The sequence below is a fragment of the Chryseobacterium sp. JUb7 genome, assembly GCF_024806495.1.
In the GTDB taxonomy this organism is placed as follows: domain Bacteria; phylum Bacteroidota; class Bacteroidia; order Flavobacteriales; family Weeksellaceae; genus Chryseobacterium.
This window is the reverse complement of sequence record NZ_JANUFF010000005.1, coordinates 178,071-197,373: the sequence shown is the minus strand read 5'-3', so window position 1 is coordinate 197,373 and position 19,303 is coordinate 178,071. Positions and strand designations below refer to the sequence as shown.

Annotated in this window: 18 protein-coding genes; 12 read left to right on the top strand and 6 right to left on the bottom strand. The window is 34.8% G+C overall.

Annotated features, from left to right (window positions below; genetic code table 11):
• Positions 1 to 10 precede the first annotated feature (10 nt).
• The 12 genes from M2373_RS11680 (at position 11) to M2373_RS11625 (ending at position 12,584) form a co-directional block, all read left to right on the top strand.
• Complete coding sequence (locus M2373_RS11680) at positions 11 to 682, top strand: CPBP family intramembrane glutamic endopeptidase (protein WP_259110813.1); 672 nt, start codon at positions 11 to 13, stop codon at positions 680 to 682.
• Positions 683 to 737: 55 nt separating this feature from the next.
• Positions 738 to 2,045 carry a hypothetical protein gene (locus M2373_RS11675; protein WP_259110811.1) on the top strand — a complete coding sequence of 436 codons (1,308 nt, stop codon included), beginning with the start codon at positions 738 to 740 and terminating at the stop codon, positions 2,043 to 2,045.
• A 9-nt stretch (positions 2,046 to 2,054) separates the two neighbouring features.
• Positions 2,055 to 2,978: a citrulline utilization hydrolase CtlX gene (ctlX, locus tag M2373_RS11670; RefSeq protein ID WP_259110808.1), complete on the top strand. Its 924-nt coding sequence runs from the start codon at positions 2,055 to 2,057 to the stop codon at positions 2,976 to 2,978.
• A gap of 22 nt (positions 2,979 to 3,000) precedes the next feature.
• Positions 3,001 to 3,360: an S-adenosylmethionine decarboxylase family protein gene (locus M2373_RS11665; RefSeq protein ID WP_259110804.1), complete on the top strand. Its 360-nt coding sequence runs from the start codon at positions 3,001 to 3,003 to the stop codon at positions 3,358 to 3,360.
• 2 nt (positions 3,361 to 3,362) lie between these two features.
• Positions 3,363 to 4,838 carry a DUF4178 domain-containing protein gene (locus tag M2373_RS11660; protein ID WP_259110801.1) on the top strand — a complete coding sequence of 492 codons (1,476 nt, stop codon included), beginning with the start codon at positions 3,363 to 3,365 and terminating at the stop codon, positions 4,836 to 4,838.
• Positions 4,839 to 4,841: 3 nt separating this feature from the next.
• The gene (locus tag M2373_RS11655) at positions 4,842 to 5,039 is read left to right on the top strand and encodes a hypothetical protein (protein ID WP_259110798.1); all 198 of its coding nucleotides are present in this window, start codon (positions 4,842 to 4,844) and stop codon (positions 5,037 to 5,039) included.
• A gap of 11 nt (positions 5,040 to 5,050) precedes the next feature.
• A complete protein-coding gene (locus M2373_RS11650) occupies positions 5,051 to 5,266 on the top strand; it encodes a DUF350 domain-containing protein (RefSeq protein ID WP_259110795.1) in 216 nt (71 codons plus the stop codon).
• Positions 5,259 to 6,773 (top strand): polyamine aminopropyltransferase, encoded by a 1,515-nt coding sequence (locus M2373_RS11645; RefSeq protein WP_259110793.1) that lies wholly within the window; start codon positions 5,259 to 5,261, stop codon positions 6,771 to 6,773. Before M2373_RS11650 ends, M2373_RS11645 begins: the two co-directional genes overlap by 8 nt.
• Positions 6,748 to 8,334 carry an NAD(P)/FAD-dependent oxidoreductase gene (locus M2373_RS11640; RefSeq protein WP_259110790.1) on the top strand — a complete coding sequence of 529 codons (1,587 nt, stop codon included), beginning with the start codon at positions 6,748 to 6,750 and terminating at the stop codon, positions 8,332 to 8,334. The genes M2373_RS11645 and M2373_RS11640 overlap by 26 nt, the downstream gene beginning before the upstream one ends.
• 57 nt (positions 8,335 to 8,391) lie before the next feature.
• Positions 8,392 to 9,417, top strand: a complete 1,026-nt coding sequence (locus M2373_RS11635) for a hypothetical protein (RefSeq protein ID WP_259110787.1) — start codon at positions 8,392 to 8,394, stop codon at positions 9,415 to 9,417.
• A 28-nt stretch (positions 9,418 to 9,445) separates the two neighbouring features.
• Positions 9,446 to 11,200, top strand: coding sequence for a discoidin domain-containing protein (locus tag M2373_RS11630; protein WP_259110784.1), 1,755 nt, complete (start codon positions 9,446 to 9,448; stop codon positions 11,198 to 11,200).
• 169 nt (positions 11,201 to 11,369) lie between these two features.
• Positions 11,370 to 12,584 carry a serine hydrolase gene (locus M2373_RS11625; RefSeq protein WP_259110781.1) on the top strand — a complete coding sequence of 405 codons (1,215 nt, stop codon included), beginning with the start codon at positions 11,370 to 11,372 and terminating at the stop codon, positions 12,582 to 12,584.
• A gap of 50 nt (positions 12,585 to 12,634) precedes the next feature.
• Here the strand turns inward: M2373_RS11625 and M2373_RS11620 are convergent, their stop codons facing one another.
• From M2373_RS11620 to recJ, 6 genes are all read right to left on the bottom strand, one after another.
• Positions 12,635 to 13,492 carry an alpha/beta hydrolase gene (locus tag M2373_RS11620; protein ID WP_259110777.1) on the bottom strand — a complete coding sequence of 286 codons (858 nt, stop codon included), beginning with the start codon at positions 13,490 to 13,492 and terminating at the stop codon, positions 12,635 to 12,637.
• 81 nt (positions 13,493 to 13,573) lie between these two features.
• Positions 13,574 to 15,862, bottom strand: coding sequence for a TonB-dependent receptor domain-containing protein (locus M2373_RS11615; RefSeq protein WP_259110775.1), 2,289 nt, complete (start codon positions 15,860 to 15,862; stop codon positions 13,574 to 13,576).
• 253 nt (positions 15,863 to 16,115) lie between these two features.
• Positions 16,116 to 16,454 (bottom strand): DUF3817 domain-containing protein, encoded by a 339-nt coding sequence (locus M2373_RS11610; RefSeq protein WP_259110772.1) that lies wholly within the window; start codon positions 16,452 to 16,454, stop codon positions 16,116 to 16,118.
• A gap of 73 nt (positions 16,455 to 16,527) precedes the next feature.
• Positions 16,528 to 17,112, bottom strand: coding sequence for a nicotinate (nicotinamide) nucleotide adenylyltransferase (gene nadD, locus M2373_RS11605; protein WP_259110768.1), 585 nt, complete (start codon positions 17,110 to 17,112; stop codon positions 16,528 to 16,530).
• A gap of 27 nt (positions 17,113 to 17,139) precedes the next feature.
• The gene (locus tag M2373_RS11600; RefSeq protein WP_259110766.1) at positions 17,140 to 17,505 is read right to left on the bottom strand and encodes a four helix bundle protein; all 366 of its coding nucleotides are present in this window, start codon (positions 17,503 to 17,505) and stop codon (positions 17,140 to 17,142) included.
• A 28-nt stretch (positions 17,506 to 17,533) separates the two neighbouring features.
• Positions 17,534 to 19,246: a single-stranded-DNA-specific exonuclease RecJ gene (recJ, locus tag M2373_RS11595; RefSeq protein ID WP_259110762.1), complete on the bottom strand. Its 1,713-nt coding sequence runs from the start codon at positions 19,244 to 19,246 to the stop codon at positions 17,534 to 17,536.
• Positions 19,247 to 19,303 lie beyond the last annotated feature (57 nt).

Here is a 19,303-nt window from a genome sequence, read left to right as displayed (position 1 = left end):
TCAATTAATAATGGGTAATTTAAAGACTTTACTGAATAATAAATGGATGGCGTTGTTGCTTTTGGCAATAACGTTTTCGTTAATTTACAACCCACTTACCAAATTTCCATATACTTTTTGTGTGATTACTGCAGTGATTCTTTTATTCACGTATTTGCAGGAAGGAAATCTTAAAAATTTAAACTTTAAGAAAATTGGAGGCCCTGAAGTAAAAATTATATTGATCTGTTATCTGATTTTTGAACTTTCAATGGATTTTATTTTCCAGCCGTTAGTCAGCAAAATATTCAATGAACCCGCAGACTATTCTACATTTAAGGTTATTGAAGGCAATCCGGGGATGTACTTTAAGTGGCTTTTCAATATGTGGATCAGTGCAGCAATTGGAGAAGAACTGCTTTTCAGAGGATTTGCTTTTTCACAACTTAAAAAAGTTTTTGGCGGGAAGAAAATTCTACTGGTTGTATTAAGTGCGGTTATGTTTTCTTTACCTCATTTATATCAGGGAATTTCAGGATTGATGATGACATTTTTATTCGGACTGGCTTTTGGATTGATCTACTTAAAATTTAAAAATATCTGGATTAATATAATTGTTCACGGATTGATTGATACTGTTTTTCTCACCCTAAGTTATTACGGATTAACAGATTTTTATTCAGGATTGAATATGGTCCTGTAAACAGTTATATATTTCTGATTTGAGAAAATTTTACGCCATATTATTATTTCTGTTCATGATCTTAAAGATCGATGCTCAGGCCTTAAACTGGAAAGAGATTCTTTCAGGGAATATGGCATCCTACAAAAAAAATAATGTTAAGAAAGCTGTTCTTAAAAGAAACGATGGCATTATTATCAATCAGATAGAAATACTGCATGAGAATGAAATTTTTGTACAAAACAATAATGGAAATGTACTTCTAAGCTATGACTCAGAAGACAGACTTGTACGTATTGTTTCCCGAAAAATAGAATATAGGATTTCTTATTTTAAGAATGGAATGATCGAGTCGGTTGAAAAAGAACAGAGAAACAATATTCCGCATGGAGAAGGCATTCATGTGATAAGAAATTTGAGACCCGATAATAAAAACCCTGCAAGTATCGATTATGAAGACCATTTTATAAATACTAAAGACGGAAATTATACTCAAGTTAAGAAGCGCTTTGTATTTAATCAGAAAGATTCATTGCTGAACTTCAATGAAGATGTGTATGAAAAAGGCTATTACAGAAGATATTTTAATGGCGCTAAGGTCAGAAAAAGTATCAATGATCATGGCTTTGAGACAGATTCGGTGTATACCTATGGTGATAAGCAATACTCCTATAATTTTATAAGAGATAAAGACAGGGATATTATTGTTAATAAGCGGGATTCCGTATATACCGAAACATATGAGTCAGGCAAAATAATGCATAAAAAAATAGAGTTTTCGGGAACTTTATATGATGAATACTTCTATGGATCCGGTAATTTTAAAAAGAAAAAATATATTTATTATAATGCTAATGACGACCATTATGTATTATGGGAAATAAGATCTACTTTAAAAAACGGAAAAATAAAAACCGAATATCCTGCAAAAAAATATTACGATTTTGTAGGTCAGAAACTTATTAGGAATAAAAAGAAATTTAAGAAAGAAGTCATTAAAATAGGTGGATGCGGAGGAAGTCCGGTTTATAACAAAAGATATTCTTTTGTAGCCATGCATGATATATATTCTCCATCTGTTGTCTTTTCGAAGGCAATCAATTTTCGGATTGAAGATCATCTAGAATCCACAGGTTTTCTTAAGAATGAATTTGAAATCACCTACAATGAAATGACTTCCGAAGTTCCTGCCAACAGTAATGGCTATTTTGGAACCAACCTTTCGCTGCCTCAAAGTTTTTATAAATTTTTGAAAGAATACAGTTGCAGGGAAGATTATCAAGTAGAAATTACAACAAATGATGACAAAACCTATTCCCGTAAATTCAGAGAAATAGCAGATGATTTCTCAATAATTTTAAATATTTTTAGTACACCAGAATAAATAAAAAAAATGCAAACAACAGATACCGTATTAATGATAGAGCCAATTGCATTTGGCTTCAACGAAGAAACAGCAAAAAACAATTATTTTCAGGTCGAGCAGAAAGGTTTTGATATTCAATTCAAAGCACTGTCTGAATTTAAAGCATTTGTTGAAAAACTGAGAAGTAAAGGAATTAATGTTATTACGATTAAAGATACGCTGGATCCGCACACACCGGATTCTATTTTTCCTAATAACTGGGTAAGTTTTCACAACGATGGAAAAGTAGTGTTGTATCCGATGTTCGCATCCAACAGGAGAGTGGAAAGAAGAGAGGATATTATTGAAACAGTCAAAAATCAGGGATTTGAAGTTGCTGAAATTGATGATTGGTCTTTGCCAGAGATTCAGGGGCATTTTCTGGAGGGAACGGGAAGTATGATTTTTGATCATGATAATAAAATAGCGTACGGTTCGGTTTCTTTACGACTGGATGAAAAATTATTCAGAGAGTTTTGTGAAAAATATGGATTTACTCCTGTCGTTTTCCATTCATTTCAGACGGTGGGCTCAGAGAGACTTCCGATTTATCATACGAATGTAATGATGTGTGTTGCGGATAAGTTTGTGGTGATCTGTTTAGACTGTATTGATGACGAGCTGGAAAGAAGCAAGGTAATTGAAACCATAAAGAATTCAGGAAAAGAGATCGTAGAAATTTCTGAGGATCAGATGCAGCAATTCGCAGGAAATATGCTTCAGGTACAAAACAAAGAAGGTGAAAAATTTCTTGTGATGAGCGAAACGGCTTATAAGTCTTTAAATGAAAATCAGGTTTCCTCAATTGAAAAATACTGTGAGATCATCTATTCAGATTTAAATACAATTGAAGTGAATGGTGGTGGAAGTGCCCGTTGTATGCTGGCTGAGGTTTTCTTGCCGAAAAAATAATATATTTGCGAAAAATATTTAATTGAAACCATTATCGAGCAAAGGTTTACATATTCTTCTGACTTTGGAAACGGAGTCAGAAGATTTGTTATTAGACAGCAAAAGTTTTTTAAGCTTTACAGAAAAAATGCTGGAAACAAAAGAGGTGGAAATTGTAGGGGTTACCAGCCATACTTTTGAGAACGAAAGTTTTACATCGGCAGTCTGTCTCAAAGAATCTCACCTGTGTATTCATACGTGGCCGGAATTCAAGCAACTTACTTTTGATGTTTTTCTGTGTAATTATACTCAGGACAATACCGGAAAAGTAGAACAGATTGCAGATGAGGTGATTGGATATTTTAAGGCTAAAACCATTCAGAAACACAAAATCTTTAGATAAAAATGCATTACACCTGTCCCCTCTGTAAAACTGAAAATAAGATTGATGCGACTTTTCATATTGAAGAATATGTCTGTAAATCGTGCTCAAATCTTATCGACGTTGATAAAAATACCTCTACAAAAGTTGTAAAAAAACCGATAGAAAATGTAGTGCTGGAAATCGGACAAAAAGGGATCATCGCTGAAGTTGAATATACGGTAACAGGAATAATCATTCGGAAATACGGCACCCATATCTTTTGGAGAGAATATTATCTGAAAGATTATAAGGGAAATGATGCTTTTCTAAGTGAAAGTGACGGGCACTGGGTTTTCCTTCACTCGATCCACGAAGAAGATATTAAGAAAAAATCCAATGGTAAAGTTGCAGAGCTGCATACCTTAAATTATCGATGGTATGAAACGACACAATGTAATATTTATGCTGCTGCAGGTTTTTTTGATGATCATTTAAATTTCGGAATTGCTACTTATAAAGAATATGTGAATGGGACTCAAATGATTTCTCAGGAGCAATCAGGAAAACACAATGAATGTTTTTTCGGAAGACATATTTCAAAATATAAAGTTAAAAACGCGTTTAAAATTCCCAACCTTCCCAATTATTCCGGGATTGGTATCGTACAGCCCTATTATGTGAACATCAAACAGGCAATTAATATTCTCTGCATTGCAGCGCTTATGATTTGTCTGCTGCAGTTTTATGTATATACTACAAGAACAAATTATTCTGTTTTTGAACAGAAAATAAAATTCGAAGACGTCAAGAACAAAGAAATGGTGAGCAAAAGCTTTACCTTGTCAGGGGGCTCTGCACCTTTGAAAGTGAAGGTCTTTTCAGGGGTTGATAACTCTTGGGCCAATGTTCAGCTAAGTCTTGTGAATGAAAAAACAAACGAAGCGGTGTATACCTCAAAAGACATCGAAGAATATCATGGAGTGGAAGGTGGCGAAAGCTGGTCGGAAGGTAACAAAACAGAGGAGTTCAATCTTTGCGGAGTTTCTTCAGGAACCTACCATTTTGCAATTTCTGCTGAAAGACAGGAGATTATGGAAACAGTTCCGGCTTCAACATATATTACGCCTGATGGATTGGTCAATATCACCAAAGAATCATCAGGAATGATCAATGTTGTGATCAACGGAACAATGGAGTCCGTCACTTTTGGAAATCTTAAAACACTGGAAGAGGACGAATCTGAAATAGGAAAATTAGTCAGGAAATCTACTGCCGGAAAAAATTTAGATTCGTTGTTGAATATAAACGTGTTGGCTGCTCAGATAAAAACAGAAGAACCTGCAACAGAAAGCAATTCTGTAGAAATTAAAGCAACCTGGCTTCCGGTATCTTTCTGGAATTTCGGATTTATTTTAGTTCTGATGATCGTTTTCTTTATTATTTGCTATTGGGGAAGATATTTCTTCAATGTCTCAAAATGGAAAAACAGCTCAAATTCACCTTATCCTCAATCATAAGTTATGGCAAAATTAGCGGATTATATAAAGCAAAACTGGTTTCTGTGCCTCATGGGAGGGATGTTTCTCAGCTGGTTCGTATATCTTACCTATGCGGGAAATCAGGTATGCGACTGTGCAAAAACAGAAACCTACAGAGACGGAACCACCAGACGCCATTCTTCTGGAGGAGTTGGCTATTATCGATACTATCACAAATAAAAATATAAACTATGGACCAGATAAATTTATTACCGGTATTCAATTCAATTCTTTATTCATTTTTAGGAATTGCCATATTGTTGGTTTGCTATGTAATCATAGAAAAATTGACACCGGAAAAAACATGGCATGAGATTGCCCAAAATAAGAATGTGGCACTTGCCATTATTTTTGGAGCTTTTATTATCGGGATTTCAATCATTATAAGCGCCGCAATTCATGGATAAAAAGAGGATTCCTCTTGAACTTTTACTGCTTTTTTCAGTATTCGTCATCGCTACCTGCGGACTGATTTACGAATTGGTGGCCGGAGCCCTGGCAAGCTATCTTTTGGGAGATTCTGTAAAACAGTTTTCATTCATCATCGGAGTCTATCTCTTTTCAATGGGGGTGGGATCTTACTTTGCGAAATTTATCAAAGGAAATTTAATAGACAAATTCGTAGAAATAGAGATTCTTGTCGGGATTGTCGGAGGGATAAGTTCGGTTGTTTTATTTATTCTATTCAATACACTAGCGCATTTTGAGGCTGTTTTATATCTTTTTGTCTTTTTTACAGGCTGCTTGGTAGGAGTAGAAATCCCGCTTCTGATGAATATTCTTAAAGATAAAGTTCAGTTTAAAGATTTAGTATCCAATGTTTTTGCTTTCGACTATATCGGGGCATTGCTGGCATCTATACTTTTTCCGCTGGTGCTGATTCCTAATCTTGGAATTGTCAAAACACCGTTGTTTTTTGGATTAATTAATATTTCAATTGCCATATTTCTGTGTTTTTATCTTAGAAAAGAATTGTCAAAGCCTATTGTATTAAAGATAAAAGCAATTGGGGCATTTGTTTTTCTGTTAGCTCTTTTTATTTTTTCAGATAAAATTTTATCATTTTCAGAAGAAAAATTATACGGTGAGAATGTAGTATATACCAAAAGCTCACCCTATCAGAGAATTGTTTTAACAAGAAATAACCGCGAGTTCAGGTTATATCTGAATAATAACTTACAGTTTTCTTCTACGGATGAGTATCGTTATCATGAAGCCTTGGTACATCCGGCAATGTCGATGGCAAAAAATATTGATCAGGTTTTAATTCTGGGTGGTGGAGATGGTTTCGCAGTGCGTGAAGTTTTAAAGTATAAAGATGTAAAAAACATTACTCTGGTAGATTTAGATGGAGAAATGACCAATTTCTTCAAAACCAATCAAACTATGCGTGAACTCAATCAAAGTTCATTATCCAATCCGAAAGTTAAAGTGATCAATAAAGATGCTTACATTTGGGTTAAAGAGAATAAAAAGAAATTTGGTATTATCATCATCGATTTTCCTGACCCTTCCAATTACAGTTTGGGGAAATTATATTCTTTACAGTTTTACAAAGAATTGGAACGGCTGACCACGACTGATACAAAAATTGTGGTTCAGACGACTTCTCCATATTTTGCCCCGAAATCTTTCTGGTGTATCGAGAAAACGATTAATCAGATTTTTCCATTTACTGCAGCCTATCACACGTATGTTCCTTCTTTTGGTGAATGGGGGTTTTCAATGGCTTCTTTTGAACCTATCAACAATAAAATTTATAGAAAAATTCCGGACTTAAAGTTTTATGACTACAATTTTTCACAACTGTCCTATTTTACAAAAGACATGAAAACGAAAGATATAGAGGTCAACAGGCTGGATAATCAAATTCTAGTACGTTATTTCGATGAAGAGTGGGGGAAAGTACAGTAGAAAAGATTTTCTTAAAACAATCTTTTGGGGCAGTGTGATGCTTCCTTTTTTGCAGTATTGTGAAAAAAAGGGAAAGTCATGGTTGCTGAAAATTACCGGAACCAATCATGTTCTCGGGCATAGGCTTTGGGCTAAAGATTTCCCTAAACCCACAGAAGAGATTCATACAAAATTTCTGATTGTAGGCGGAGGAATTTCCGGGCTTTCTGCATGTCGGTTTTTGAGTCAGCATAACGAATCTGATTATCAGCTGTTGGAAATGGAAAATCATACGGGAGGAAATTCATCAAACGGACAAAATAAATTTTCGAAATTTCCTTTGGGGGCACATTATTTACCATTACCTAGTAAGGAAAATGAAGAAATCATCGACTTTCTTAAAGAGTCCAAAATTTATCAGGGTGATGATGATAACGGAGAGCCTATTTTAGATGAATATCAAATGACTTTCCCACAGCAGGAGCGTTTGTTTTTTAAGAATGCCTGGCAAAATGATGTCGTTCCTCAAAAAGGAATATCCAAACAGTCTCAGAAAGAATTCGAGCGTTTTTTCAGCATGATGGATGGTTTTAGAGACCGGAAAGATTCTTCGGGAAGGTATTACTTTGCGATTCCTGTTGGAGATTCAAGTAAAGAAGATGAAGCACAGCAGTTAGATAAAATAGTTTTTAAAGATTGGTTGAGCCAGCATAATTTTACATCGGAAGAGCTTCTTTGGTTACTGGACTATTCCTGCCGGGATGATTACGGTTTGGGAATTAAGTATGTTTCGGCCTGGGCTGGAATCCACTATTTTGCAGGCAGAAAAAACAATTGGAGCAAAAAATATAAAGATCAGGTTTTCACATGGCCGGAAGGAAATGCACGATTGGCAAGTCATTTTTCAAGATATATTGAAGGAAAATCTTTAACGGGACATTTAGTTTTTGAAACTAAAATTACAGAGAAGGTTGAGGTTTTAAGTTTTGATAATATTCAGAAAAAAACAAAGAAAATTGTGGCGGACAAGGTTTTGTTTGCCACCCCACAATTTGTCAATGAAAGAATTTTAAATAAAAAAAGAACGGGAAATTTTAATTATGTTCCGTGGCTTTTAACGACTATCACCTTGAAAAATGAATTCGGAGGAGATGAAGAGCTGGCTTGGGATAATGTGATCTATGGTTCTGACGGATTGGGGTATATTTATGATCAGCATCAGAATGTAGAGCAGATTATGGGTGAAAAAGTAATTACTTATTACAAAAGTTTTTCAACAGCCAACTGTAAAAAAGCCAGAAAAGATTTATATGCTTTACAGGAAAATCAACTGAAAAAAATAGTGTTGGATGATCTGAAAAAAGCACATCCTCTGATTGAAGATTTTATTCTGGATATGCAGTTTCATAAGATAGGGCATGCTATGATTGCTCCTGTTCCAAATCAGGTTTTTGGAAATTCAGAAGCCAAACAACCGATAGATGGGAAGATTTTCTTTGCCCATTCGGATCTCTCAGGGATTTCAATTTTTGAAGAAGCTTTTTATCAGGGGATCAGGGCAGCAAAAGAAATGGTCAACTAAATACAAATGATTAAACCTCATAGATTTTAAACAAACAATGAGTCTTAAAATAAAAAAATGAAACAACCTTGGATACATAATGCAAAAACAGATGGTTGGTTTATTTTGTCACCACCTTTTTTGATTTTAGTGGTAGTTTTTCTTTTCCAGGATCAGATTCATGAACTGGAAAGGCATTACTCATTTTACACCTGGTTATTTCTGATTGTTTTTGTAGATGTTGCGCATGTTTATTCAACCCTATTTAAAACATATTTTATCAGAGAGGAAGTTCAGAAAAGAAAATTATTATACTATGGAATTCCTGCTTTAAGCTGGATTTTGGGACTGCTTCTCTATCAGTTCGGAAGCTTAACTTTCTGGTCGGTTCTGGCTCTGATAGCCGTTTTTCATTTTATCAGACAGCAGTATGGTTTTATGAGAATTTATGCCAGATTTGAACCTGATACATGGAAAAAAAGGATCGATGAAATTGCGGTTTATTCGGCGACTCTGTATCCGATGCTGTATTGGTTTAAAACGCCACGTGCATTTACCTGGTTTGTTGAAAATGAGTTTAACTGGTTGCAGAATATACCCGATTACAGAAACTTTATTTCTGTTTTGTACTTCATTATTTTATTCGTCTGGGTGGCTAAAACGGTTTTTGAAGTTGTTACGACGAAACAGTTTAACCTTCCTAAAATTGCTTTAATCAGCGGAACTTATCTTTCCTGGTATTTCGGAATTGTATATTTTAATAATGATCTTGTTTTTACTTTCCTCAACGTTATTTCACACGGAATTCCTTATGTAGCTTTGATTTATATCAGAGAAATTAAGCAGAAAAAATCTGCGGAGCTCAGTCATCTTTCAGTTTTTAAATCAACTTTTGGTATTTTTTTATTTATTGCAGTCATTCTTTGTTTTGCTTTTTTTGAGGAATTTTTATGGGAAATATTAGTTTGGAACGAACATTTTTCGTTGAATATTGATGTTTTGGAAAAATGGTTTCAATTTTTGATCCCATTGTTGGTTGTGCCTCAATTAACACATTATTTATTAGATGGTTTTATTTGGAAAAAACCGAAAAAACTTAAGTAAATTTGCCTTTAAAGTAAAAAATATGAAGATGCAGAAGTACTTTTTTTTATTCGTCATTTTGATGGCGATGTCTTTAAATGCTCAGCAAAAGACATTTTGTAACCCTATTAATATCGATTACGGATATACTCCGTTTAAGAATTTTTCCAGTCAGGGAAAACATCGTGCGACAGCAGATCCCGTAATCGTTAATTTTCAGAACAAATTATTCCTTTTTTCAACCAATCAGGAAGGATACTGGTACAGTGACGATATGCTGGACTGGAAGTTTGTGAAAAGGAAATTTCTGAGAGACAATAAATATCAGCATGACCTGAATGCACCCGCTGTATGGGCGATGAAAGATACTTTGTATGTTTTCGGTTCAACCTGGGAGCAGGATTTTCCGATCTGGAAAAGCACCAATCCTACAAAAGACGACTGGCATATCGCCGTTGATACCCTGAAAGTGGGAGCCTGGGATCCTGCTTTTCATTATGATGAAGATAAAAACAAATTATATCTCTATTGGGGATCGAGCAACGAATGGCCTCTATTGGGAACGGAAGTGAAAGTGAAAACATTACAGTCTGAAGGTTTTGTAAAGCCTATTTTAAGATTAAAACCTGAAGATCACGGATGGGAAAGGTTTGGAGAATATAATGACAATGTTTTCCTGCAGCCTTTCGTAGAAGGAGCCTGGATGACGAAGCACAACGGAAAATATTATATGCAGTACGGGGCTCCGGCAACAGAATTCAGTGGATATTCTGATGGCGTATATGTAAGTAATAATCCTTTGGAAGGTTTTGAATATCAACAGCACAATCCGTTTTCGTATAAGCCGGGAGGTTTTGCAAGAGGTGCCGGACATGGAGCAACTTTTGAAGACAATTATAAAAACTGGTGGCATGTTTCAACGATTTTTATTTCAACGAAAAACAATTTTGAAAGAAGATTGGGAATCTGGCCTGCAGGATTCGATAAAGATGATGTAATGTATACAAATACGGCTTATGGTGATTATCCTACATTTCTTCCTCAATATGCTCAGGGAAAGGATTTTTCTAAGGGTTTATTCGCAGGCTGGATGTTGTTGAATTATAATAAACCGGTTCAGGTTTCATCAACATTGGGAGGATATCAACCCAATCTGGCGGTGGATGAGGATATTAAAACATACTGGAGTGCAAAAACAGGAAACTCAGGAGAATGGTTTCAGACAGATTTAGGCGAAGTTTCCACTATTAACGCTATTCAGATCAACTATTCGGATCAGGATGTCGAATTTATGGGCAAGACTTTGGGTAAAATGCATCAGTATAAAATTTACGGCTCAAACGATGGCAAAAAATGGAATGTTATTGTTGATAAAAGTAAAAATACAAAAGATGTTCCTCATGATTATGTAGAGCTTGAAAAACCGGCCAAAGCGAGATTCCTGAAAATGGAAAACTTAAAAATGCCAACAGGGAAATTTGCATTAAGCGGATTCAGAGTATTTGGAAAAGGAGCCGGAGCAGTTCCTCCAAAAGTTCAGAATTTTGTTCCGTTAAGAGCTGATGCTAAAAAATATGGTGAAAGAAGAAGTATCTGGATGAAGTGGCAGCAGAACTCCGATGCAGACGGTTATGTAATCTGTTGGGGGAAATCTCCGGATAAATTATACGGAAGCATTATGGTGTATGGTAAAAATGAATATTTCTTCACAGGAGCCGACAGAACGGATCCTTATTATTTCCAGATCGAAGCCTTCAATGCGAATGGAGTTTCGGAAAAAACAGAAATCTTTAAAGCTGAATAAACTTAAACAGTACCCTTTAAAAACCCTTAGAAATTCTAAGGGTTTTGTTTTAAATATTCATTTATTATTTTTATCAGAATAAATATTCCAACAGATATTCTCTGCCAGTTGAAATATTTGTAAAAAAAGTCGAAATTTGCTTTAAGAAATAAAATTAATAATATAAACTATGAAAAAACTTAAATTCTTTTCGTTGTCATTGTTCCTTGCTGTTTTATGGGGATGTAGTGATAACGATGATGAAAAAAACTATCAGGTAGAGCTGGATGCGGCTGTGAAAAATATTCACGAAAACTTACAAAGAGATCTGAGTACAGATGTTCCTTCGCTAAGTGTTTATGCCGTATCTCCGAAAGGAACTTATTTCAGTACTGTTACAGGAACAAACGGTTCTGCAGTAACCCCTAATACTTATTTCCGTTTTGCAAGCAATACCAAAAATTTCACTTCTGCAGCTATTTTAAAAATGATGCAGGATGGCTGGCTGAGTCTTGATGATAAAATTACAGCTAATATTCCCGGAACAACGGTTCCGTATACTCCTGATGTGGCAGACTGGAACTTTCCTAATAAAAATCAAATTACCATTCGCCAGATTTTGCAGCATAACGCAGGAATTTATGATTTAAGCAATGATATCACACAATATAATGTAGGAGGTGAAACTTATACAGATCACATGCTGGAAACTTCTCCGGATCATCAGTTTACTACGGGAGAATATGTAAAACTTCTGACTGATCACCATCTTACCTACGGAGCTCCTAATACTGTATATCATTATTCGAACACCGGGTTTTCTATTTTGGGAGAGATCATTGCAAGGATTTATTCACAGAGAACAAATTCTACGAAAACATATGGTGATTATATGTATGATCATGTCGTAGGACCATCATCAAAAAAGCCGTTGAATATTAAATTTCCTGAACTCGCTACTGATACGCAGTTGCCTGCTCCTTATGTAAAAGGATTAATCAGGTATAATGATCATAATGAAATCACGGATAAGAAAAATGCAAGTGCACATATAGCAGAAGGAAATGGAATTGGGAATATGATTACGCTTACAGATTATATCAGAACGCTGATGAAAGGGGAAAATGTCTTATATGCTTCAAGTGCAGAGCTGATGCGTACGAGCAAAGGCCCGGCTACGACCTCTCAATATGCTTTAGGATGTTCTAATTTCGCAGGAATCGGATATGGACATAATGGAGCTACAGAAGGGTATTTATCTTTAATGACTTATGATCCTAAAACGGATGTTTCGATTATTGTTCTGCTTCCATTCTGGGATCTGACTAGCACCGCAAAATTTGAAAAATGCGTTACCACTCTGAATGTTACCGGTCTGGAAATTAAAAAAAGGTTAGGATACTAAATGATATCCATACTCCTGTATAATAAAACGCTTTGAAATTTTCAAAGCGTTTATTTTTGGTCTATATTTTTCAAAAATCCATCAATTTTCTCAATCAGAATACCTGCATAAGGTTCTTTTTCCCAGCCTACGTGGTCACCACTGAACTCATAGGATTCATGATATACATTGTTCTTTTTTAAGACTGAATCCAGTATTGCTCTTTGTGAATCAGGAACTACATGATCCAAAGTCCCGTAATATGAAAGGGTAGGAGCTGAGGTTGCATTAATCCAGTGGGTAGGGCTTCCGAAAGTCATTAACGATAAATGAGTCTGAACGATTTTAGGATCAATAAGATGTTGTTCAAGGAAACTGTAGTCATCATAATTTTTAAATCCCGGATCTGATAAATCTGCAGGTCCTACAATATTAATTACAGCTTTTACTTTCTTCTGCCGATCCGATTGATAAGCATAAAACATAGATAAATGTCCTCCTGCGCTATTGCCCAGCAATATAAATTTTGGCTTGAGATTCAGTTTTTTTTCTAAAAAAAGCATGGCATTATTGATGTCATCTGTCTGGTTGGGAAGCGCAAAACGGGATGTGGATGCTAATCTGTAATTCATGTTGGCAAAAATAGTGTTGGGGAATTTCTGCATTAACGATAGCGTGAAATAAGTAAGCTGAGATTTTTTACCGCCTCGCCAGCCACCACCATGAATAATAAGGAAAATATCCTGTTTTTTCTTAGATTTCTTCTTTGGAATATACAAGTCTAAAACCTGTTCGGGATCCTTACCGTAGGAAATATTTTCCTCACAAGTATAAAAAACCTCTTTTCCCAGATGTATTGTTTTGTCTTTACAGTGGATAAGGAGGGTGAAAACTAAAAATCCGAAAAATATAATTAAACTTTTTTTCATAGGATTAAAGATAAAAAACTCACCGATAAATCGGTGAGCTGGTGTACAAAATAATTTATATGAATGAAGATGATTGTGTCCCTACTTTGTTCTGTTTTTGATGGCATCTGAAGCCGCTTCGATATCTCTTACTTTTTTCACTTTCTGATTTCCGAAACTGTACGTAAGACTTACAGTAACGCTTCGTCTGTACATGTCATTTTTTATGTAATTGTAGTTTCCGTTATTCTGATAATCTTCAATTTCCACTACATTGGTTCTTAAAACATCATTCAGATTAACAGCGAAAGTCCAGTCGTTCCAGTTTTTCTTAATGCTTAAATCCAGACTCATCAGGTTTTTCAACATTCCTAGTTCGATCTGCTGCTTATCCACATAGAAGAAATTTACCCCCAGAAACCATGTTTTCTTTTTATCAAGACGTAAGGTATTGTTACTTGTAATGACCAAACTTGTAGATTTTACTTTGTTGGTATATACAAGTTCTTTTCCGTCGATATCTACAAAAGTATCTCCTGTCGTAGGGTCTACTGCCAATGTTCCGTTATTGATATTATGCTGAACTCCGGCATTGAAACTCATCGTTAAATATTGTTTGAAAAGTGTCTTCTGAATTCCTACCATCGCAGACATTTCCTGTTTATCCCCAAAATTTGTTCTGATATAACGAAGCATGTTCTGCTCGCTTATTTTTCCATCTAAAGATTTCACATAACCTTGTAAAGGAACCTGTGTGATCTGATCTTTTACATATGAGTGATTCAAAATAAGGAAGTATGAGTTTTTATACATATACGTTAATTCCTGATTGTAGGTAGATGAAGCTTTTACAAACGGGTTATTCTGCGTATAATTATATTCTGAAATGTAGTTTCTTACAGGATTAAGCTCCCAAAAACTAGGTCTTCTCATTCTGCTTGAGAATGCATAAGAGATATTGTTTTTGTCATTAATTGCATAATTTAAGCTTAAATAAGGCAGCAAATTGTTATAATTCCTTTCAATTCTGCTGTACTCAGGAGAGGCGTTGTCAGAAGTCCCCAAACTGTTGGTAATTTCATATCTGGCTCCCACTTTTCCCGAAAATTTATCTGAAAATTTCTTTTCAAGGGTTAAATAAGCCCCATAAATATTTTCATCATAAATAAAATGATTGGGTGCTTCTGAATATTCAGGGGCAGGCAGTAGCTCCTGATTTTCATCTGTAAAAACAGTTGTATAGTTTTTAGTGTCGTTATCTGTCTTTGTTTTATTGTAATTTCCGCCTATAGAAACCGTGAAATCGTTTTTGAATTTCTGAATGTAGTCTACTGTCCCCGAGAAGTTATTGATGACCTGAGGGATGTTCTGAATGATTTGTTTTCCAATTGTTGAATAATCATTAAACTTTCCGGGAACTAAAGTTCTGTTATCAGAATACTGAAATCTTCTGTAATTTAAATATGCTGCATTGGCATTGAATTTACTTCCTAAAGAGTCGAGTTTTATTTCATAGTTTAAATTAACGGAGTTATTATAGTTTCGGGCATCTTCTTTATTTTGTGTTTTTGTGTATGTTGTCTTTTTTAAGCTTCCATTTGTATTATACTCTGTTAATGTATTGAACAAATCAATTGTAGAATTGTAACTTTTATTTGCCCATGAATTCCATGATAAGGCTAAATTACTTTTATCATTTAATTGATAGTCAATATTCAGATAACCTCCGATGTTTTTATTAGGATCGTTGATATCTCCTACAGATTCATTTTTTACCAGATCTGTTCCGTTTTTCAATACATAAGATTGGGGCTGAATATTTTCGCTACCACTAAGATTGGCGCTGATTCCCAATTTATCTTTTCTGTAGTTCACAGAGAAACTGGCATTGCTTGAGTTGAATTTATTCTGGCTATTAGACATTCTCATGTTTCCACTTGTGCCGTCGCTCATTTTTTTCTTCAGCACAATATTGATGATTCCGTCTGATGATTCCACTTGAAATTCACTTCCAGGAACTGTAATCACCTCGATTTTCTGAATGTTTTCTGCAGGTGTATTTTTTAAAAATTGAACTAAAGAATCTGCATCCATATTGGTTTTTCTGCCGTTAATATAGATCAGAGCATTGTTTTTCCCTGCTATTTTTAACGTTTTGTCATCGGTAGACGAAAGCAGAGGCGTTTGTTTTAAAATATCGAAAGTTGTATTTCCTTTGGTTACAGGGGAGGCAGCAACATCATATACAAAACGGTCACTTTGTTTTTTAAAAACCTGTTTTGTGATCGTTACTCCCTCAATATTCTGAGTTTTTACAGAGTCGGATTTTTTTTCCTGTGCGAATGTAAGTCCGTTGAAAAATATGGCTGCAATGAGAATTGGCGTTTTCATGTCTTTATTGTTTAGAGAGTTTTTAATTACAATAGCTTGTATTTGTTATTATTTAACATTGCAAAGATATATAATAAAAACAGTATCTTGCAATACAAAGTACTTAAAATGTTTTTAAATTAATTTTAACTAATTGATTTTCAGTTTATAAAATTTTAGTAAAAAATGAAAGTACTTTGGTTTTCTTACATAATAAGACAACTATAACATCAATTGTGTTACAGCAAAATGTAAAATTTGTGAAAAATAATTTTTATTCTCTATCGAAACGGGCCAGTTTTTTATCGACCCAAATAGTAGCAAAAGGAAAAAAGGCAGACAATAAGGCGAAAACAAAATCTTCGTCATCCCAATTATAAATTTTTCTGGCCGGAAGACAGAGTAAGAGGTAAAGGGTGAAAAACAGACCGTGCAAACTTCCGATCACACTGATGAAAATAATAGAATATAAATTTTCATCATAACGAATCCATATCATCGCAACTCCATACAATAACATACAGGAAAGTGCTTCTGCCAGGCAGATTTGCTTAAACCATTTAATGAGCTTTTCCTGAGAATATTTTGAGAAAAATTTTTCGATGAAATTCATAACTGTTGAGTTGAAAGTTCTGGATTGTAGAGGTATTACTAACTTTTGATCTTTAACTTCTTATTTTGCAAAATTACTTATAAAAACTGCTTCCATCCAAATATTCGAAGACTTCGGGAGGCAGCATAGGTCTTACATTTTTGCCTTCTTTTATCATATTTCGGATTTCTGTGGCCGAAAGTTCAATAACGGGAGCCTTAATCAAAGAAATATTGTCGTGCTGTAAATATTCGGAATCTTTTTTCTCCCCTTCAAAAACTCTCGGATATACGATTATGTGATGATTTTTAATGAGTGTTTCCGAATTTTTCCACTTATGCAACCCGTCAAGGTTATCTTCACCCATGATGAGACTGAAAGAATGTTCCGGATATTTCTCGTGGAGATAAGTAAGAGTATCAACCGTATAACTCGGCTGTGGAAGCGAAAACTCGACATTGGAAGCACGCATATTGGGGTAGTTTTTTACAGCAAGCTGCACCATATCCAATCTGTTATGATCTTTCAATAAAGATTTCTTTTCCTTAAAGGGGTTTTGAGGACTTACCACAAACCACAACTCCTCCATATCGGAATTTTCAAGAATGTAATTCGCAAGGATCAAATGGCCAATATGAATTGGATTGAAAGAACCGAAAAATAAACCTATTTTTTTCATTGTAATAAAGAGTCTAGGAAATAGGATTTAGGGCTTAGGGTGGGATAGGAGTTTTGTAATAATAGCATTCAGCATTCTAGATATTTCTCCAGATTTATTATTTAAATTAATAAATGTTTCGGGATTAAAATAATTTAAATTTCTTGAAATTAGTAATTGTGTTTCCAGTTCGGCACAACTTCCTCTGGCAATTTTTAAAAACTGAATATAATCAGTTTGTGATCTTCTGGAATGCTCTTCAGCAATATTTGAAGGAATTGAAATAGAAGAGCGTCGAATTTGGCTTGTAAGGGAATAAACTTCTTCTTTTGGAAAACTTTTGGTGCAAGAATAAATGTCTGTCACTAAATCAACAGATTTCTGCCAAACAATTAATTCTTTATAATTTCCCATAATTTCCCTAATTCCTAAGCCCTATATTCTAATCCCTGAATTTCACATCTTTAATATTCAGGTAATGGGTTACATTTCCTTTCCAGTGATTTTCTTCAAGAGTGAAAACAAGATCAAAGTTCTTATTCTTAAAATCTTCAGCAAACTGCCCGAGTTTGAAACCTACACATTCAATATTTCTACCGGTAGCTTCCTGTCGGATATAAAATTTAAGATGATTGTTATCTTTCCCCATCGTTTTGATATAACCTGACAATTTCTGATTGGTTAAAGCCAGAATAGGTTTCATATTGTGAGGCCCGAAAGGCGCCAGTTTTCTGTGAAAATTAATAAACTCTCTATTGATATCATCCGCCTGAATTTCCGAATCGATGGTAATGGATGGTTCTTTTTGGTGTTCTTTAAGTTTTTCAGAAACTATTTTTTCAAACTTTTCTTTAAACGCTTCGAATTTATCCTTCTCCATTGAAAGTCCGGCTGCAGCATGATGTCCCCCGAATTTCAGGAAATATTCTGAACACAAATCAAGTGCTTCATGAACGTCAAAATCGGAAACGGATCTTGCAGAAGCTACCATTTCTCCATTATTTCCGTCCGTAAAAACCAAAGTCGGTTTATAGTACGTTTCAATTAATCTTGAAGCGACGATTCCAATTACTCCTTTATTCCATTCCGGATGATAAACGATAGTTGAATATTTTGTTTGCTGTTGAGATTCAATGATCTGATTTAATGCTGAAAGTGTTGAATTCATGTCTAATTCACGTCTTTCGTCATTAAGATTCATGATATCACTTACAATCTGATGAGCATGTTTCAAATTATCAGAAACCATAAGCTCCACAGCTGCTTTTCCATGTGAAATTCTTCCTGCAGCATTGATTTTTGGTGCAATTTCAAAAACGATATTTGAAATTTCAAAATGAGAAAGTTTATCTTCAGGAATCAATAGCCTTAATCCCAGATTCCTTGTTTTTCTGAGAACTTTTAACCCCATTTTAGCCAATACTCTGTTTTCGCCCGTCATTGAGACAATATCGGCTGCAATAGAAATGGCAAGAAGGTCTGTTAATTCAAATAATTCGGCTTCTGGAAGTTTGTATATTGTATTTAAACCCTGACAAAGCTTAAATCCGACCCCGCATCCGGAAAGTTCTTTAAACGGATATCGGCAATCACTTCTTTTGGGATCTAAAACAGCAACAGCATTGGGGATCTCATCCCCAGGTAAGTGGTGGTCACAGATGATAAAATCAATAGCTAAACTTTGAGCGTAGCTGATCATATCAAGCGCTTTGATTCCACAATCCAGAGCAATGATCAGTGAAAAACCATTTTCTTTGGCAAAATCAATTCCTTCGGTAGAAATTCCGTATCCTTCAGAATTTCTGTCCGGAATATAATAATCCAGATATTTTTTCTCAACAATTTTGCTGAGGTATAGATACATCAAAGCAACGGCTGTAGTTCCATCTACATCGTAATCTCCGTATACCAATATTTTTTCTCCATTTTCTATGGCAGTTGCAATACGTTCTACAGCTTTTTGCATATCGGCCATTAAAAACGGATTGTGTATGTCTGTAAGGTTTGGTTTAAAAAACTCTCTGGCCTTTTGATAATTGTCAATTCCTCTAAGAACGAGGAGTTTAGATTCGAAAGTGCCAAAACCAAGTGACGAACTTAATCTGTCTACAATTTCCTCATCGGGTTCAGGCTTGTAAATCCATTTTTGACTCATTTCACAAAAATAGGGAAAAAAAATAGCATTTTGAAATCATAGCGCTTAAGTTTTAAT